This is a genomic window from Moraxella sp. (assembly GCF_030525845.1).
Lineage (GTDB): Bacteria > Pseudomonadota > Gammaproteobacteria > Pseudomonadales > Moraxellaceae > Moraxella.
Map to the genome: position 1 here is coordinate 1 of NZ_JAUNDY010000031.1, position 14,815 is coordinate 14,815.

Below are 14,815 nucleotides of genomic sequence, written 5' to 3' on the forward strand. Positions count from 1 at the left end.
GCAAATCTTTGGAATTCATAATATAAGTGCCGTGCTCATCTTCATACATTGCCATAAGTTCCCCCTTACGACCTTGCTCTTCAATCAGCACCACTTCATCAGACGGCTTTTGGATATAATCATCGCCCATCACAACATCGCCATTTAAATTGACATTGGCAATGCTATTTTCATTTTGATTTGGAATAAAAATTTCGGCATTTGAAATGGCGTTGGTCGTTACAGGAACAATATCGCCTGTTTCATTTTCTGTGGCTTTATAAGTATTATAAGACCAGCGACACGCATTGGTGCAAGTGCCTTGATTGGCATCTCGTTTATTAATATAACCCGATAACAAACAACGCCCAGAATATGCCATACACAAAGCCCCGTGAACAAACACTTCAATTTCCATATCAGGCACTTCATTAATAATTTGTTCAATTTCTTTTAAGGATAATTCACGGCTGACAATGACACGAGACACGCCCATTTGTTTCCAAAATTTCACCGTTGCCCAGTTTACTGCATTGGCTTGCACCGACAAATGAATGACTTGGTGCGGAAAATGCTCTCGCACCATCATAATCATTCCAGCATCCGACATAATCAGAGCGTCAGGTTTCATTTCAATGACGGGGCGAATGTCTTCAATAAAAGTTTTTAATTTGGCGTTGTGGGCTTGGATATTGACAACCACATAAAATTGTTTACCAAGCGAATGAGCGTATTCAATGCCTTTACGCAAATTCTCTTCATCAAAATCATTATTTCGTACCCGCAAAGAATAACGGGCTTGCCCTGCATAAACAGCGTCCGCCCCATAAGCAAAGGCGTATTGCATATTTTTAAAAGTGCCAGCAGGGCAAAGAAGTTCGGGTTTTTTGGTGGTTTGGTTCATGGTATTGGCTATTTTAAAGACAAATTGTGACGTATTATAACAAATTTTTGCATGATGATTGGAAGTGTTTTGTTGTTAAAAAGATAAAAAAAACAGTCGTAAATTTAACAAAAATTCATTACAATAACAAATATTTTATCATGTGTAGGAAAATCCCATGTCCGTCTATACTCACTTATCTGATGATGAATTTTTTGCGTTTTGTGGTTTGTTTGGCGTCAAATTTAAAAAAGCCATTCCCATCACACAAGGCATCAAAAACTCCAACTGGTTCATTCAGACGGACACGGATGAGGGCGATGAGTTCAGTTATGTGTTCACTCTTTATGAGGAGCGTGTGCCTGCCGACATCATTAAAATGGCAACCGTCATGCACGCCCTAAAAGACAAGCTCCCTATCGCAGCCCCTCTCATTAAAAAAACCGCCAAAGGTCAAAATATCGGTGAAGATTGTGTCATGCGATACGAAAATAAAGCGATTTTGGTTGTGCCAAAGTTACAAGGTAAGCACCCAACCACCATCGATGAGATGATGTGCTTTGAGATGGGGTCAGCCCTTGCCACCTTACACAACACCCTACAAACCTTAGAGCCTGCCGAAGACTATGGCGTGCCGCTCTACGACTGGGCAAGGGTCAAAGCTCGTGAAACGGGTTTTATGCCTGCCGATGAAGCCAAATTGATGAACGACATTTGGGACGCTTATGCCAATCTGCCAAGTGATTTGCCCAAGGGGCTTTGTCATCTGGACATGTTTACTGACAACACCTTGTGGGATTTTGCAGATGGAGCAAAACTCACAGGACTCTTGGACTTTACCGAAGTGTCGGTAGAAAACTATCTTATGGACATCGCCATCACCATCAATGATTTTTGCACCACTTGGGGTAGTGCCACCGATAGTGAGAGTGTGAATTTTAACACCGCCAAAATGGACGCTTTTGTCAAAGGTTATGAAAGTATTCGCCCCTTGACCGACAACGAAAAAACCGCCCTGCCTGTCATGCTTGCTTATAGTGCGACCATCTTTTGGTTGCTACGTTTAAATGTCATTTATTATAACCGTGAACAAGGACGCACAGGCGATGATATTATGGTTAAAAATCCTGATTTGATGAAACGGCTGGCGAGTTTTCATTGGGGGAGAGTGTGAATGTGCCAACTACTTGGAATGAATTGCAATACCCCCACCGACATCGGTTTTAGCTTTACAGGCTTTCGTAATCGTGGCGGTTTGACCGACCATCACGAAGACGGATTTGGCATTGCCTTTTTTGAAAAAAGCGAGTCAGGGCGTATCGGACTTCGCCAATTTCATGACAATAAACCGAGCTATTTATCGCCCGTTGCCGATTTGGTGAATAACTACCCCATCAAAGCCATGAACGTCATCGCCCACATTCGTAAGGCGACCACAGGAGAAAAAAGCAACCTTGCCAACCTACACCCCTTTGTGCGTGAAGTTTGGGGCGAACAATGGGTATTTGCTCACAATGGGCAAATGAGCCAAAGTTTTATTGCCAGAACCGCACGCCTTTGTGCTAATGGCAATGCCGAACATTATTCGCCTGTGGGGGCAACCGATAGCGAATTGGCGTTTTGTTATTTATTAAACCGCCTAAAAACCACCTTTAAAACCCGCCCAACGGACGAAGCCTTATTTGCGTTTTTGACCGCCCAATGTCGCTATTTATCCGCCAATGGTCTGTTTAATTGTTTAATTTCCAATGGTAATTGGCAATTGGCTTATGCAGGCAGTTTACTGTTTTATCTCACTCGCAAAGCCCCTTTTGGCGAAGCGGAATTATCAGACGGCGAGATGAGCGTAAATTTTAGCGAACTCACCACCAATAAAGACAAAGTAACCATCATTACCACCATTCCTTTAACCAATAATGAAAAATGGCAACAAATCGCCGTTGATGAATGTGTGGTTTTTCAAAATGGTGATGTGATTTTTAAAGACACGCCCAGCAAAAAAACTTATCTAACCATTGATGAGGGTTTAGCAATTGCTAGGGCGGTGGGAGCAAGTGTGTAATTTCAAAAAGAGAATAACATGGCAAATCATCAAAATACTGATGCAGAGCGTGAACAACTCAACCAAGCACGACAAGCGTTTTGGTTGTCAGCACTCATGCACAGTACCGACATTGAAAAAACTTATCAAGAATTACGCCAATCCTTGATAGAAACCAACCAATCCCTACAAAAATACCTAGATACCACCTACGAAGAATCCATGACGCACAGTCTATCGCTTGCCGATGAGTTGTCAGAAAAAGACAAAGAAGAATTTTTAAAAGAAATCCATGAACTGTACAAAAATATTGGCATGGACTATCAAGGCTTCAAAGCCAAATTGGAGCAAGAGCTGACCGACCTAGAAAACATCAAAAATCAAGTCATCGCCACAAGAAAACAACGCAAAACATCATTTTTTATCGCCATCATCATCGTACTTATCATTACGATTGGCGTTTATGTGTTGCGGTAGATTTAAATGATGATTGATTATCATTTACTATTTGGCGGTTTTGTTTTATAATGCACAAATCTTTGTCATTACAGGGATTGCCATGTTTTGCCATCGCAGATATTTGTTGTGTTTTTTGCTCTTTGCTAGTCAGTGGACATTTGCCATTTGCCAAAACGACCACGCTTATGACATCGCTTGTCTGCGTACGCATTATGCCAAGCCAACCACCGAATGGCGCGCCCCCACCGTTGATGATGACATAAACTGGACAGAGCTTGCCCCCATCACACCCTATCAGCCCGCGCCACCTACGCCACTTGCCGAACTTGGCAAAGCCCTATTTTTTGAAAAAGCACTCTCATCAAACAGACAAATCGCCTGCGTCAGTTGCCACGACCCAAACCATGCCTTTGCCGACCCACGCACGGTATCGCTTGGCGTGTTTGACAGGCAAGGCAAACGCAATGCTCAATCGCTCGTGCATTTGGGGCTTGACGGACAAAAATCACATGGATTTTTTTGGGACGGGCGAGCAACCACGCTTGGCAAACAAGTGCTTATGCCACTCACCGACCCAAATGAGATGGACATCACGCTTGATAGTGTGCCGACACGGTTGGTGGATGCAGGATATTTACCAAGATTTCAAGCCACCTTTGGCAAGGAGCTGACCGACATTGATATCAGCCAAGTCGCCCAATCTTTAACCGCTTATTTACACACATTAACCCCAAAACCCACACGCTTTGATGATTTTTTAAATGGCGACATGACCGCTCTGACCGATAGCGAACTTTTAGGTTTACATTTATTTCGCACCAAAGCTCGCTGTATGAATTGTCATTTTGGGCAAGCCCTGACCGACAACCAATTTCATAACCTCAACCAAACCTTAGCAAGACGCAAATGGCAAGATTTTGGCAAATATGCCAACACGGAGAACCCAAGCGATTTTGGTAAATTTAAAACCCCATCACTACGCAACCTATCTGTTTCAAAACCATGGTTTCATCATGGACTATTTGTCAATCTGCGTGGCGTTGTAGCGATTTACAATCGTGGCATGCCCCTACCACCCACCAAAGATGCCCTACCCATCGCCCACGAAAACCACCTAGACCCGCTCATCAAACCCCTAAATCTCACCCCTGATGAAATGGACGCTTTGACGGCGTTTTTGATGGTTTTGTAGTTATCTCAAATAGTACATGATTGATTTTAAAAATTAATCCTAAAAATTAGCTGTTTTAACTGAAATTTAAGTGTATTTTTGTTAAAAATATGGTAAAGTACTCGCATCATGTAATTGATTATCAAATGATAATCTAAAAGATGGCAATGATTAATAAAACTAATCAAACTAACCAATTTGTAGTTTAAGGTGATTGATATGGCATTTACCAATAAAGATTTGCGTAAGGCAGGTTTAAAAGTAACACTACCACGCATGAAAATTTTGGAACTTCTAGAAAACGCAGAACACCATCATATGAGTGCCGAAGATGTCTACAAGGCGTTAGCAGAGCAGGGCGAAGATGTGGGTTTGGCGACTGTGTACCGTGTTTTGACGCAGTTTGAGCAGGCGGGCATCGTGGAACGTCATAACTTTGAAAATAATCTTTCGGTATTTGAGATTGCCCAAGAGGAGCATCATGACCATCTGGTATGTGATGTCTGTGGTCGCATTGAGGAATTTCATAACACTACCATCGAACACGAGCAAGAAAAAATCGCCGAAAAATACAATTTCAAACTCTCAGGACATTCTTTGGTGCTTCATGGTGTGTGTGATAAAGAAGAGTGTCAAAAGACCCTTGAACCTGCCAAAGGCTAAAAAGTGGACGATAAAAAAAGACTGGTTTGTGCCAGTCTTTTTCTTTGGGAATATTAGCTGTAATTGTCTGTATCGATGGAAAGTTTAACGCCTTCCTCTTCGACTGCACTGGCATTTTTACTTTCAAGTTTGATTTGTAGACGTAGGTCGTTGGGGCTGTCGGCGTGCTTGATGGCATCAGCGTAGGTAATTTGACCGCTCTCGTACAAATCAAATAATGCTTGGTCAAAAGTCTGCATGCCAATATCACGTGAGCGTTTCATGACGGGCTTAATCTCGTGAATCTCGCCCTTGCGGATATAGTCAGCGATGAGCTGAGTGCCAAGCAAAATCTCAATGGCAGCACGGCGACCTTTGCCATCTGGGGTTGGGATAAGCTGTTGGGCGATGATGGCACGTATGTTTAGCGACAAATCCATAAACAACTGTCCATGACGGTCAGCCTCAAAGAAGTGAATGATACGGTCGATGGCTTGGTTGGCGTTGTTGGCGTGCAAGGTGGCAAACACCAAATGCCCTGTTTCGGCGTACTGAATGGCGTAGCTCATAACCTCACGGTTACGAATCTCGCCGATAAGAATGACGTCAGGGGCTTGACGCAGGGTGTTTTTTAGTCCTTCTTCAAAAGATAGGGTGTCAATACCCACCTCACGTTGAGTTACGATACAACCCTTGTGCTGATGGACGTACTCGATGGGGTCTTCGATGGTAATGATATGACCACGAGAATTTTCGTTGCGATGTCCAATCATCGCCGCCAGCGTGGTAGATTTACCCGTACCTGTTGCACCCACCAGTAGGATAATGCCACGTTTTTTCATGGCAAGTTCTTTTAGGATTGGCGGTAGGTTTAAGTCCTCGGTGGTGGGAATCTGTGTTTCGATTTTACGCAGTACCATCGCCGCTTTGTTGCGTTGAATCATGGCTGACACACGAAAACGAGCAGTTTCAGCTCTGTCAGAGATGGCAAACTGACATTCGTTGGTGTCGTGAAATTCTTTCTTTTGGGCATCGGTCATGATGCTGGTAACCAATGCCATCGTTTGCTCGGCGGTCAGCGGTGTTTTTGTCATGGGTAAGATAGTGCCATTGACTTTCAAAGAGGGCGGTACCCCCTCTGTGATGAAAAGGTCAGAGCCGTTTTTGGCAATCATAACCTGTAATAATTTGTCAAAATCCATAATAATGTCCGAAATTTTAGATTACAAGAATGCTTCTGGTTGTTTGGCATAAACACGAGCCGTTTCTTTGGTAATGGTGCGAGAGGCGACCAAGTTTTTTAGGGTTTGGTCAAGGGTAATCATGCCCTCGCCAGCACCTGTTTGAATTGCTGAGTACATTTGGGCGATTTTGTTTTCACGGATAAGGTTACGAATGGCCGGCGTACCAAGCATAATCTCATGGGCTGCCACACGACCGCCACCGACCTTTTTGAGGAGGGCTTGCGAGATAACCGCTTGGAGGGATTCTGACAACATTGCACGAATCATGTCTTTTTCGGCAGCGGGGAATACGTCAATTACACGGTCAATGGTTTTGGCGGCGGAGTTAGTGTGTAGTGTACCAAACACCAAGTGTCCTGTCTCGGCAGCGGTCAAAGCAAGGCGAATGGTCTCTAAGTCACGCATCTCGCCGACTAGGATAATGTCGGGGTCTTCACGCAGTGCCGAACGTAGGGCTGCGTCAAACGATAGCGTATCACGGTGAACTTCACGTTGGTTGACGAGTGATTTTTTGGATTCGTGGACAAACTCGATGGGGTCTTCGATGGTAAGAATGTGTTCTTTTCGGCTTTCGTTGATGTAGTTAATCATTGCCGCAAGGGTGGTGGATTTACCAGAACCTGTCGGACCTGTTACCAAAACAACACCACGCTTAAAGTCGGAGACCTTTCTAAATACAGGACCCATACCAAGCTCTTCCATGGTCAAAACCTTAGATGGAATGGTACGAAATACCGCACCTGCCCCACGGTTTTGGTTAAAGGCGTTCACACGAAAACGTGCCAAACCTGGAATCTCAAACGAAAAGTCCGTTTCTAAAAACTCTTCGTAGTCGGCACGCTGTTTGTCATTCATGATGTCGTAGATGAGTTGGTGGACGGTTTGGTGGTCCATCTCTGGGGTGTTGATACGCACCACCTCGCCATCGACACGAATCATGGGAGGTAGACCTGCTGATAAGTGCAGGTCGGAGGCTTTATTTTTGACGACAAAACGCAGTAAATCTTCAATGCTGGGGGTAGACATAAAATGACCTTAACAAAAAGTGTATATATTGCTGTTATTATACAATAAATTTGAGCATTTTGTGTATCCAAAAAATGCGGATAATCGGTGAAATGGGGTCTTTCATGTCAAAGTTTGCGATTGGTGAAATTTTTGTTACAATAAGAATGGGCTTAATAAGCAAAATAAGAGATGATGATGACTGATAAATTACAACAGAGGCTGGCACATATCCAAACCACACTTGACGCCCTAAATGCACGCCACCATGCCAGCACCCGATTGCTTGCTGTCTCAAAAACCAAGCCCGCCAGCGACATTCGCACGCTTTTTGGCTTGGGACAACGTGCTTTTGGGGAAAATTATCTGCAAGAATGCTTGGCAAAACAGCAAGAGCTGACTGACCTTGACATCGAATGGCACTATATTGGTAGCATTCAAAGAAACAAAACCCGTGACATCGCCACCCATTTTGATTGGGTGCAGACGGTGGAGCGAGCCATCATTGCCGAGCGGTTAAACGACCAAAGAGGGGAGTTGCCACCCTTAAATATCCTCATTCAAATTAATATCGATGATGAGGCGAGCAAATCAGGCTGTCAAGTTGATGAGCTTGATGAGCTGGTGGCTAAGATTTTAACGTTGCCTAAGCTGTCTTTGAGGGGCTTGATGATTATCCCTAGCAAAGAGGGTACGGACGCATTTGTGCGGACGAAGGCGTTATTTGATGACCTTAAAAATCGATTTGACTTACCCCATTTTGACACGCTGTCGATGGGTATGAGTGGCGACATGGCGGACGCTGTAGCAAATGGCTCAACAATGGTGCGAGTGGGGAGTGCGATTTTTGGGGAGCGGAATTATTTGACAAAGACTTAGAAGGCAAAATAAGAAAGTGGCAACCTTAAACCAAACACCGCTACCCATCACGGATAACGGTGTTTTTAAAATGGGTCAAAGTACCGAACGAGCGTCTTTAGTAATTTTTTCGATGATGGCTCTGGCACGTTCGTTGTTTAGGATTTGGTTTTTGTGTTCGTGTTTTAGGGCTTCTTGTTGGTCGTATAATTCTAGGCAAACCAACACCAGTAGCTCTTCGTTGCTTAGGCTTTTGCCTTTGGCGTCTCGGCGAATTTCACGGATTTTGCTATTAATGTACTGACCTGCTTGCTCTAATTGAGACACTTCATCAATGGGGCAGTTGATGCGGTGCGATGTTCCTGCGATGTTCAAATCCACAGCCTGAAAGCTGGGCTTGGTTTCAGTGTTGGCTGGGGCGGTTGGTGGGGTATTTTGAGGGGCAGGGGCTTGCTCTGTGGGTGTCGTATCTTTTGTTGCTGTTTTTGTTTGAACATCGATATCGCTAGGCTGTGATTTGGCGTGGCTGTCGTTGTTTGTGTTGTGCGATGGACTGACTTTAATGCTGTTTTGGGCACCAAATTTAATGGCAGAGTGAATATTCATGATTTTTCCTTATGGTGGCGTATCGCCATTTTAAGCGGTTTGATTGTCAATCTTGGTAAGCCATGTCTGAATGACCTCAGCACGACTGATGGCAAGAGCGTTTTTGTCAGCAAGCTCTCGGTTTTGGGCGGTCAGCTCGGCATTTTGGGTGGTCAGTTCATCAAGGCGTTTATCAAGCTCGTCCCTGACTTCCAAAAGTTCCTTAATACGAGCATGCAAAGCCTGATTTTCATCTCGGCTATGGTCTAGATTGAGTTGGAGCTGACTGATTTGGCGTGGTGTATCATCGTGAGCCATTTTGTGTTTGAGGTTGGCGAGCTCGGTGGCGGTAATGTTGTAGCGTGCTTTGAGTTCAGCGATGGTTTGCTCTAAAAGTTGTAGTTGGGTTAGCATAAAAAATCCAAATAAGTCATATTTTGGCTATTTTAACATGATGATTTTAAAAATACAAAATAAGTCTTATCGCCCTTGATTTTTGATAAATTGACGGCACTTAAAGTGAATTTAAGAGGATTGTACCATGAGTGATGATTTATCAGGATTTAATGATTGGAGTGAGGTATTTGGCGATTGGACTGATGTTTCTATCAGTGAGCTTCATGGGCTGATGACTGCCATCATGACAGCATGCCAACCTACCGATGAGGCAGGCTGGACGGCGATATTATCCGAGCTAAGTTTTGCCATACCAAGTGAGCGAGCGATGGCACTTTTGGTGGAGTATGCCGAAGATGTCAGTTTCGCCCTAAAAGACAAAGATGATGCCTATGCCTATGAGCCACTCGTGCCTGATGATGAGCATGAATTGTCCGAACGTTTTTTGGCGTTAAAGGACTGGGCAGGAGGATTTATTACAGGACTTGGTGTGGCAGAAATAAAACTGTCTAACGATGAGCGTGAGCAAATCGCCGACCTCGCCAAAATCGCCAGCATCAGACCTGATGACAACGATGAGTTTGATGGTGATGAAGAGGAATATTTATATCTTTTTGAATTTGCACGTATGATGCCTGTGGCACTGTTTCGCAAAAATCGTAAAAATATATCAGAGTTATCCATCATCAAAGGGTTATCACCTGACCGTAAAACTGCCCAAGAGATACAAGGTAAGAGCTTGCCCCCTGTGTTTGATGTCATGGATAAAAAGCAATAACGTCTATTTTTGTTATAATATAACATATTGATTTTATTACAAATTTTTTTAAAAATTCCTTTACCAATATTAAAATGTATGCTACCTTGGTAATAATGGTTTTTAATTAAGCCTTATTAAAAATTTACCATACGAGGAGTTATTATGACTGCCACCATGAAAGCGATGACCTACTACGGCGAGAACGACATTCGTTTTGAAGACCGTCCAAAGCCTACCATCATCAACCCAACTGATGCTATTATCAAGATGACCAAAACCACCATCTGTGGTACAGATTTGGGGATTTGGAAAGGCAAAAACCCAGAGATTGAAGAAGTCGCTCGCCAAAAAACAGGGCAGTGGAGCGGTCGCATTCTAGGGCATGAGGGTATTGGCATCGTTGAAGAAGTCGGCTCTGCCGTTAAAAACTTCAAAAAAGGCGATAAAGTAATTATTTCTTGTGTAAGCCGTTGTGGTTCATGCGAAAATTGCCAAAAGCAACTGTACTCTCACTGCCAACAAGATGGCGGTTGGATTATGGGTTATATGATTGATGGCACGCACGCCGAGTACGTTCGTACCCCATTTGCGGACAACTCGCTTTACATTTTGCCAGAAAACCTAAATACCGATGTGGCGGTATTCTTATCAGACGCTCTGCCAACAGGTCATGAAATCGGCGTGCAGTATGGTGATGTCAAACCAGGCGACACCGTTGCCATCGTGGGAGCAGGTCCTGTGGGTATGGGTTGCCTTTTGACAGGTCAGCTTTACTCGCCATCAACCATCATCGTGATTGATATGGACGAAAACCGCCTTGCGATAGCAAAAGAGATGGGTGCAACCCACACCATCAACCCAAATAAAGAAGACGCTGTTGCCAAAGTACTGGAAATCACAGGCGGTCGTGGCGTAGACTGTGCGATGGAAGCTGTTGGCTATCCAGCAACGTGGGATATTTGCCAAAAAATCGTCAAAGAGGGTGGTAACATCGCCAACGTTGGTGTACACGGTCAGCCAGTTAGCTTTGAGCTAAACAAACTGTGGATTAAAAACCTAAAAATCACCACAGGTCTAGTAAACGCCAACACCACAGGTATGCTACTAAAAGCGTGCGAATGCAGTAAACTGCCAATGGAAAAACTAGCAACTCACCGCTTTAAGTTTGATGAGCTAGAAAAGGCTTATGATGTATTTAAGCACGCCGCAGAACACGGTGCTGTGAAAGTCATCATCGAGTACTAATAACTTTCGAGTTTGTCCATCAAAAACACCCAAAGCGATTTGGGTGTTTTTATTGGTATTTTACCACAACCCCTCCCACTCATCGTGTTCTGATGGCGGTATGTCCTTTTTGAGACCTTCAAACCCATCTTTGGTAATCACATAATGCGAGCCTGCCCATTCTGGGGCTTCAAATAAAATCTCATTCACTTGTGGTAGGTTGTAAAAGGCTTGGTAAAGTCCACGCACACCAAATTTTTCGATGGCTTCTTTGCCATTTTCTATCAAACTCTCAAAAACCGCAGGCTCAATCTCTACCGTACAATCCGACATTGCCAATTTGTGTTTTAGGGCGACAAAGGGCGAAGTAGGGCTGTTTAACAAAATATCTATCATCTGATGATGGCTGATGTCATCTAGTGCGATGATTTTGCCGATGCGTCCTGCCAATTCATCAGGTAAGCCAAAATCCGTGAGTTTAAGCTGACTATTTGGGGCGTTTTGCAAGATTTTTTCACTCATAAAACCGATGGGTGTTTTTTCTTTTTTCTGATGAATGTTAAAACTGCCACCCAACACAAACAGCATGCGACTGCTATCAATACCATGACTGTCTTTGACAGGAAAAGGGGTTGTGCCTTCAATAATGGTCAAAATCTCCGTCATGAGTGATAAATGGTATATCCCCAATTGCTCATCACCACTGATAAAAAGCTTGTCAAATTCATCAAAAAATACTACCGAATGCTCAGCATACACTTTGCTGTCGTTGCTGTGTTGTAGCAGGCTTGCTCCAATGTCTGCCAGCGTTACGCCTTTATAGCCTGCATTGCTGATGGTGGGGGGTGTTGATGGCGATAAAATTTAAATCAAACATTTTGCACAGTTGTTTTATCATGTGCGTTTTGCCAGAGCCTGTTTTACCTGTCAAAAAAATCGGTGCGTTGGTGATGGGGGCTTTTGAGCGAAATTTGGGCTGATAGTTTGGGTCTAGTTTTTTAAGCTCCTCCTCGTTGATTTTATCCAATTTTTCAAAAAATGCTTCATCAAGGCCCAATGCCTTTGAGAGTTGTTCAAAATGGATAGAATCAAGATGATGCTTGCGGTTTCTTTGGCTTTGCAGATGATAATAAAATATGGTGGATAATTCACGCAGGGCGAAAGGTTGGTGTAAGATGACTTTGCTGGCATCAGCAAAAATCTGTCTGGGCGTGGGTATGGGTGCGTCAGACGGTTGGGGCGTCTCTTTTGGTGGGGTGTTGTGTATCTCTTGAATGACTTCGTCCAAATCCAGCACCACCTCATTATCATCAGAGTCTGGTGGTGTCTGGGTTTGGACATTGGTGTCGTCTGTACTTTTTGGGGTATCCACTTTCTATCCTTGTAATCGTGTTTTACCCCAAGACTTCTACCACTTCACCCTCCACAAGGTGCATACTGATGGCATTGGTAATGTGTACCATGGCCATTTTGCCAAGCAATTCATCACCACCCTTAAAAATCACCGAACGAGTGTTGTCCGCCGAACCATGCAAATAGCCCTCACGGCGGTTAGCTCTCTCCTCTACGAGGACTTTGAGTGTCTGACCGACCATTGCCCGAGTTTTGGCAAAGGTGGATTCTTTGATGAGTTCTTGAAACATGGCGAGGCGGTTTTTCTTGGTGTCAAAACTCACGTTGTCAGGTAACTCGGACGCTGGCGTACCAGGGCGTTTTGAGTAGATAAAGCTGTATGAATGGTCAAAATCTAGCTCTTTGGCAAGGTTAAAGGTATCGGCAAAATCCGCATCAGTTTCGTTGGGAAAGCCGATGATAAAATCTCCTGACAAATGCAAATCAGGGCGAATGGCTCGTAACTTGTTGATTTGGTTGATATAGACATCAATGGTGTGGTTACGTTTCATCGCTTGTAAAATGGCGTTTGAGCCACTTTGGACGGGCAAGTGTAAATGCGAAACCAGCTGAGGTAAGTGCTTATACGCCTCGATGATGTCATCGGTGAACTCTAAGGGGTGGCTTGTGGTGTAGCGAATTCGCTCAACACCGTCAATGTGGGCAACATAGTACAAAAGTTCACTAAAACGGCAAATCGTGCCGTCATCTTTTTGCCCGCGATAGCCATTGACGTTTTGTCCAAGTAGGTTAATCTCACGCACGCCTTGACTGGCAAGGCTATCAATCTCCGCCAGCACGTCATCTAGGGGGCGAGACAGCTCCTCGCCACGCGTGTAGGGAACGACACAGAACGAGCAGTATTTTGAGCAACCCTCCATGATGGAGACGAAGGCTTTATAACCTTCTACCTTTGGCTCGGGCAAAAAGTCAAATTTTTCGATACTGGGGAATGACACATCGACCACGCCAATGCGGTTTTTGCTTTTGGCTTTGGGGTTTTCCTCAAAAACCGATTTGGCCTTTTGGGAGTTATCATACAGCTCAGGCAAGCGGTGCAAAGTCTGTGGGCCAAAGACCATGTCCACATAAGGGGCTCGTTTTTGGATATTGTCGCCCTCTTGGCTGGCAACACAGCCTCCCACGCCGATGATGAGATTGGGGTTTTTTTCTTTAAGTTTACGCCAGCGACCAAGCTCAGAGAATACTTTTTCTTGGGCTTTTTCACGAATGGAGCAAGTGTTCATGATGAGCACGTCTGCCTCGTTGATGTCGGTGGTAACAATCATGCCGTGCGAGTTACCGAGTACATCACCCATTTTTTGGCTGTCGTATTCGTTCATTTGACAGCCTTGTGTGGCAATAAAGACTTTTTTGGCGTTGGGGGCAGGTTCGCTGACAGGGGGTGGGGTGGGAGTGGTTTTTTGTAAATCTTTGGGGTTAAAGGTTTGAGCGGTCATGGTTTTCTCCAAGGGCTTTTAAGCCCATCATTATATCATAAAATAACAAGGTGTGGGTGTGCCTGATGGTTGTAAAGTATGACATGGCTCATTTGGATTGTGTGGACTGAATTTGGGTGGTGGACGTGTTAAGATGTGGCTTGATGGGTTTTGTTTTAATATATTGATTTTTAAATATTTTTTTAAAATTCCTCAAAAATTTGAATTTTTTTTAAAATTTTTTTAAAAAAATGCTTGACGGTACAAAAAAATCTTGTATAATACGCACCCATACACAGACAGCATAATAAAAATGCTGATTTGCGGGAATAGCTCAGTTGGTAGAGCACAACCTTGCCAAGGTTGGGGTCGCGAGTTCGAATCTCGTTTCCCGCTCCAAATTTTAAAGCCCAAGTCTTAGGATTTGGGCTTTTGCTTGCCTGATACAGATTTTTTAAAAATCTAATTTTCTCAATAATTGTGATAAAAATAGCCAAAATTAATACATTGTTGGTAAAATTTCTAGATATTTTGTATAGATAATGGTTTAAAACGCAAATAGATGTGTTATAATTAGCAAGATATGGCAAATTCGTCTGAAATGTTGTCATGGATTTGTCTAGATATAGACGGTCTTAACGAAGTTTATGCCTAGTAATGGGCTTAATAAGAGGAAATCCCCATGGCCAAAGCCAAATTTGAACGTAACAAACCACACGTAAACGTTGGTACCATCG

Annotated in this window: 16 protein-coding genes and 1 tRNA gene; 9 read left to right on the forward strand and 8 right to left on the reverse strand. The window is 43.8% G+C overall.

Annotation, left to right across the window (positions count from 1 at the left end; translation table 11 throughout):
• Positions 1–883, reverse strand: an 883-nt coding sequence (locus Q4B79_RS08970) for a U32 family peptidase (protein ID WP_303086081.1), incomplete at its 3' end; no start/stop codon positions are given.
• Between the two features lie 157 nt (positions 884–1,040).
• On the opposite strand from Q4B79_RS08970, the gene Q4B79_RS08975 reads away from it, so the two are divergent.
• The 5 genes from Q4B79_RS08975 to fur all read left to right on the forward strand — a co-directional run bounded on the left by Q4B79_RS08975 (position 1,041) and on the right by fur (position 5,196).
• Positions 1,041–2,036, forward strand: coding sequence for a homoserine kinase (locus tag Q4B79_RS08975; RefSeq protein ID WP_303086082.1), 996 nt, complete (start codon positions 1,041–1,043; stop codon positions 2,034–2,036).
• Entirely contained in the window at positions 2,037–2,924 is an 888-nt protein-coding gene (locus Q4B79_RS08980; protein ID WP_303086083.1) for a class II glutamine amidotransferase, read from the forward strand.
• A gap of 18 nt (positions 2,925–2,942) precedes the next feature.
• The gene (locus tag Q4B79_RS08985) at positions 2,943–3,380 is read left to right on the forward strand and encodes a hypothetical protein (RefSeq protein ID WP_303086084.1); all 438 of its coding nucleotides are present in this window, start codon (positions 2,943–2,945) and stop codon (positions 3,378–3,380) included.
• Positions 3,381–3,462: 82 nt separating this feature from the next.
• The gene (locus Q4B79_RS08990; RefSeq protein WP_303086085.1) at positions 3,463–4,554 is read left to right on the forward strand and encodes a cytochrome-c peroxidase; all 1,092 of its coding nucleotides are present in this window, start codon (positions 3,463–3,465) and stop codon (positions 4,552–4,554) included.
• 198 nt (positions 4,555–4,752) lie between these two features.
• Positions 4,753–5,196, forward strand: a complete 444-nt coding sequence (gene fur / locus Q4B79_RS08995; RefSeq protein ID WP_303086086.1) for a ferric iron uptake transcriptional regulator — start codon at positions 4,753–4,755, stop codon at positions 5,194–5,196.
• Positions 5,197–5,249: 53 nt separating this feature from the next.
• Here the strand turns inward: fur and Q4B79_RS09000 are convergent, their stop codons facing one another.
• Positions 5,250–6,377, reverse strand: a complete 1,128-nt coding sequence (locus Q4B79_RS09000; RefSeq protein ID WP_303086087.1) for a PilT/PilU family type 4a pilus ATPase — start codon at positions 6,375–6,377, stop codon at positions 5,250–5,252.
• Between the two features lie 21 nt (positions 6,378–6,398).
• Positions 6,399–7,445 (reverse strand): type IV pilus twitching motility protein PilT, encoded by a 1,047-nt coding sequence (locus Q4B79_RS09005; RefSeq protein WP_303086088.1) that lies wholly within the window; start codon positions 7,443–7,445, stop codon positions 6,399–6,401.
• A 177-nt stretch (positions 7,446–7,622) separates the two neighbouring features.
• On the opposite strand from Q4B79_RS09005, the gene Q4B79_RS09010 reads away from it, so the two are divergent.
• Entirely contained in the window at positions 7,623–8,303 is a 681-nt protein-coding gene (locus Q4B79_RS09010) for a YggS family pyridoxal phosphate-dependent enzyme (RefSeq protein ID WP_303086089.1), read from the forward strand.
• A gap of 75 nt (positions 8,304–8,378) precedes the next feature.
• Here Q4B79_RS09010 and Q4B79_RS09015 read toward each other — a convergent pair whose 3' ends face one another.
• Both Q4B79_RS09015 and Q4B79_RS09020 read right to left on the reverse strand, forming a co-directional pair.
• Positions 8,379–8,888: a cell division protein ZapA gene (locus Q4B79_RS09015; protein WP_303086090.1), complete on the reverse strand. Its 510-nt coding sequence runs from the start codon at positions 8,886–8,888 to the stop codon at positions 8,379–8,381.
• A gap of 30 nt (positions 8,889–8,918) precedes the next feature.
• Positions 8,919–9,281 (reverse strand): hypothetical protein, encoded by a 363-nt coding sequence (locus Q4B79_RS09020; protein ID WP_303086091.1) that lies wholly within the window; start codon positions 9,279–9,281, stop codon positions 8,919–8,921.
• Positions 9,282–9,408: 127 nt separating this feature from the next.
• Between Q4B79_RS09020 and Q4B79_RS09025 the strand changes: the two genes are divergently transcribed.
• Positions 9,409–10,041, forward strand: coding sequence for a UPF0149 family protein (locus Q4B79_RS09025; protein ID WP_303086092.1), 633 nt, complete (start codon positions 9,409–9,411; stop codon positions 10,039–10,041).
• Positions 10,042–10,185: 144 nt separating this feature from the next.
• A complete protein-coding gene (locus Q4B79_RS09030) occupies positions 10,186–11,268 on the forward strand; it encodes a zinc-dependent alcohol dehydrogenase family protein (protein ID WP_303086093.1) in 1,083 nt (360 codons plus the stop codon).
• 60 nt (positions 11,269–11,328) lie between these two features.
• Here Q4B79_RS09030 and Q4B79_RS09035 read toward each other — a convergent pair whose 3' ends face one another.
• The 3 genes from Q4B79_RS09035 to miaB are packed head-to-tail and all read right to left on the reverse strand — an operon-like array spanning position 11,329 to position 14,099.
• Positions 11,329–12,006, reverse strand: a complete 678-nt coding sequence (locus Q4B79_RS09035) for an AAA family ATPase (RefSeq protein ID WP_368500054.1) — start codon at positions 12,004–12,006, stop codon at positions 11,329–11,331.
• A gap of 58 nt (positions 12,007–12,064) precedes the next feature.
• Complete coding sequence (locus Q4B79_RS09040) at positions 12,065–12,619, reverse strand: hypothetical protein (RefSeq protein ID WP_303086094.1); 555 nt, start codon at positions 12,617–12,619, stop codon at positions 12,065–12,067.
• A gap of 22 nt (positions 12,620–12,641) precedes the next feature.
• Positions 12,642–14,099, reverse strand: coding sequence for a tRNA (N6-isopentenyl adenosine(37)-C2)-methylthiotransferase MiaB (gene miaB, locus Q4B79_RS09045; protein ID WP_303086095.1), 1,458 nt, complete (start codon positions 14,097–14,099; stop codon positions 12,642–12,644).
• 302 nt (positions 14,100–14,401) lie between these two features.
• Here miaB and Q4B79_RS09050 point away from each other — a divergent pair.
• Positions 14,402–14,477, forward strand: a tRNA-Gly gene (locus tag Q4B79_RS09050).
• Positions 14,478–14,815: the final 338 nt, after the last annotated feature.

Coding starts and splice junctions, on each gene's coding strand:
- Q4B79_RS08975 (WP_303086082.1), top strand. CDS start 1,041: ATGTCCGTCTATACTCACTTATCTGATGATGAATTTTTTGCGTTTTGT.
- Q4B79_RS08980 (WP_303086083.1), top strand. CDS start 2,037: ATGTGCCAACTACTTGGAATGAATTGCAATACCCCCACCGACATCGGT.
- Q4B79_RS08985 (WP_303086084.1), top strand. CDS start 2,943: ATGGCAAATCATCAAAATACTGATGCAGAGCGTGAACAACTCAACCAA.
- Q4B79_RS08990 (WP_303086085.1), top strand. CDS start 3,463: ATGTTTTGCCATCGCAGATATTTGTTGTGTTTTTTGCTCTTTGCTAGT.
- fur (WP_303086086.1), top strand. CDS start 4,753: ATGGCATTTACCAATAAAGATTTGCGTAAGGCAGGTTTAAAAGTAACA.
- Q4B79_RS09000 (WP_303086087.1), bottom strand. CDS start 6,377: ATGGATTTTGACAAATTATTACAGGTTATGATTGCCAAAAACGGCTCT.
- Q4B79_RS09005 (WP_303086088.1), bottom strand. CDS start 7,445: ATGTCTACCCCCAGCATTGAAGATTTACTGCGTTTTGTCGTCAAAAAT.
- Q4B79_RS09010 (WP_303086089.1), top strand. CDS start 7,623: ATGACTGATAAATTACAACAGAGGCTGGCACATATCCAAACCACACTT.
- Q4B79_RS09015 (WP_303086090.1), bottom strand. CDS start 8,888: ATGAATATTCACTCTGCCATTAAATTTGGTGCCCAAAACAGCATTAAA.
- Q4B79_RS09020 (WP_303086091.1), bottom strand. CDS start 9,281: ATGCTAACCCAACTACAACTTTTAGAGCAAACCATCGCTGAACTCAAA.
- Q4B79_RS09025 (WP_303086092.1), top strand. CDS start 9,409: ATGAGTGATGATTTATCAGGATTTAATGATTGGAGTGAGGTATTTGGC.
- Q4B79_RS09030 (WP_303086093.1), top strand. CDS start 10,186: ATGACTGCCACCATGAAAGCGATGACCTACTACGGCGAGAACGACATT.
- miaB (WP_303086095.1), bottom strand. CDS start 14,099: ATGACCGCTCAAACCTTTAACCCCAAAGATTTACAAAAAACCACTCCC.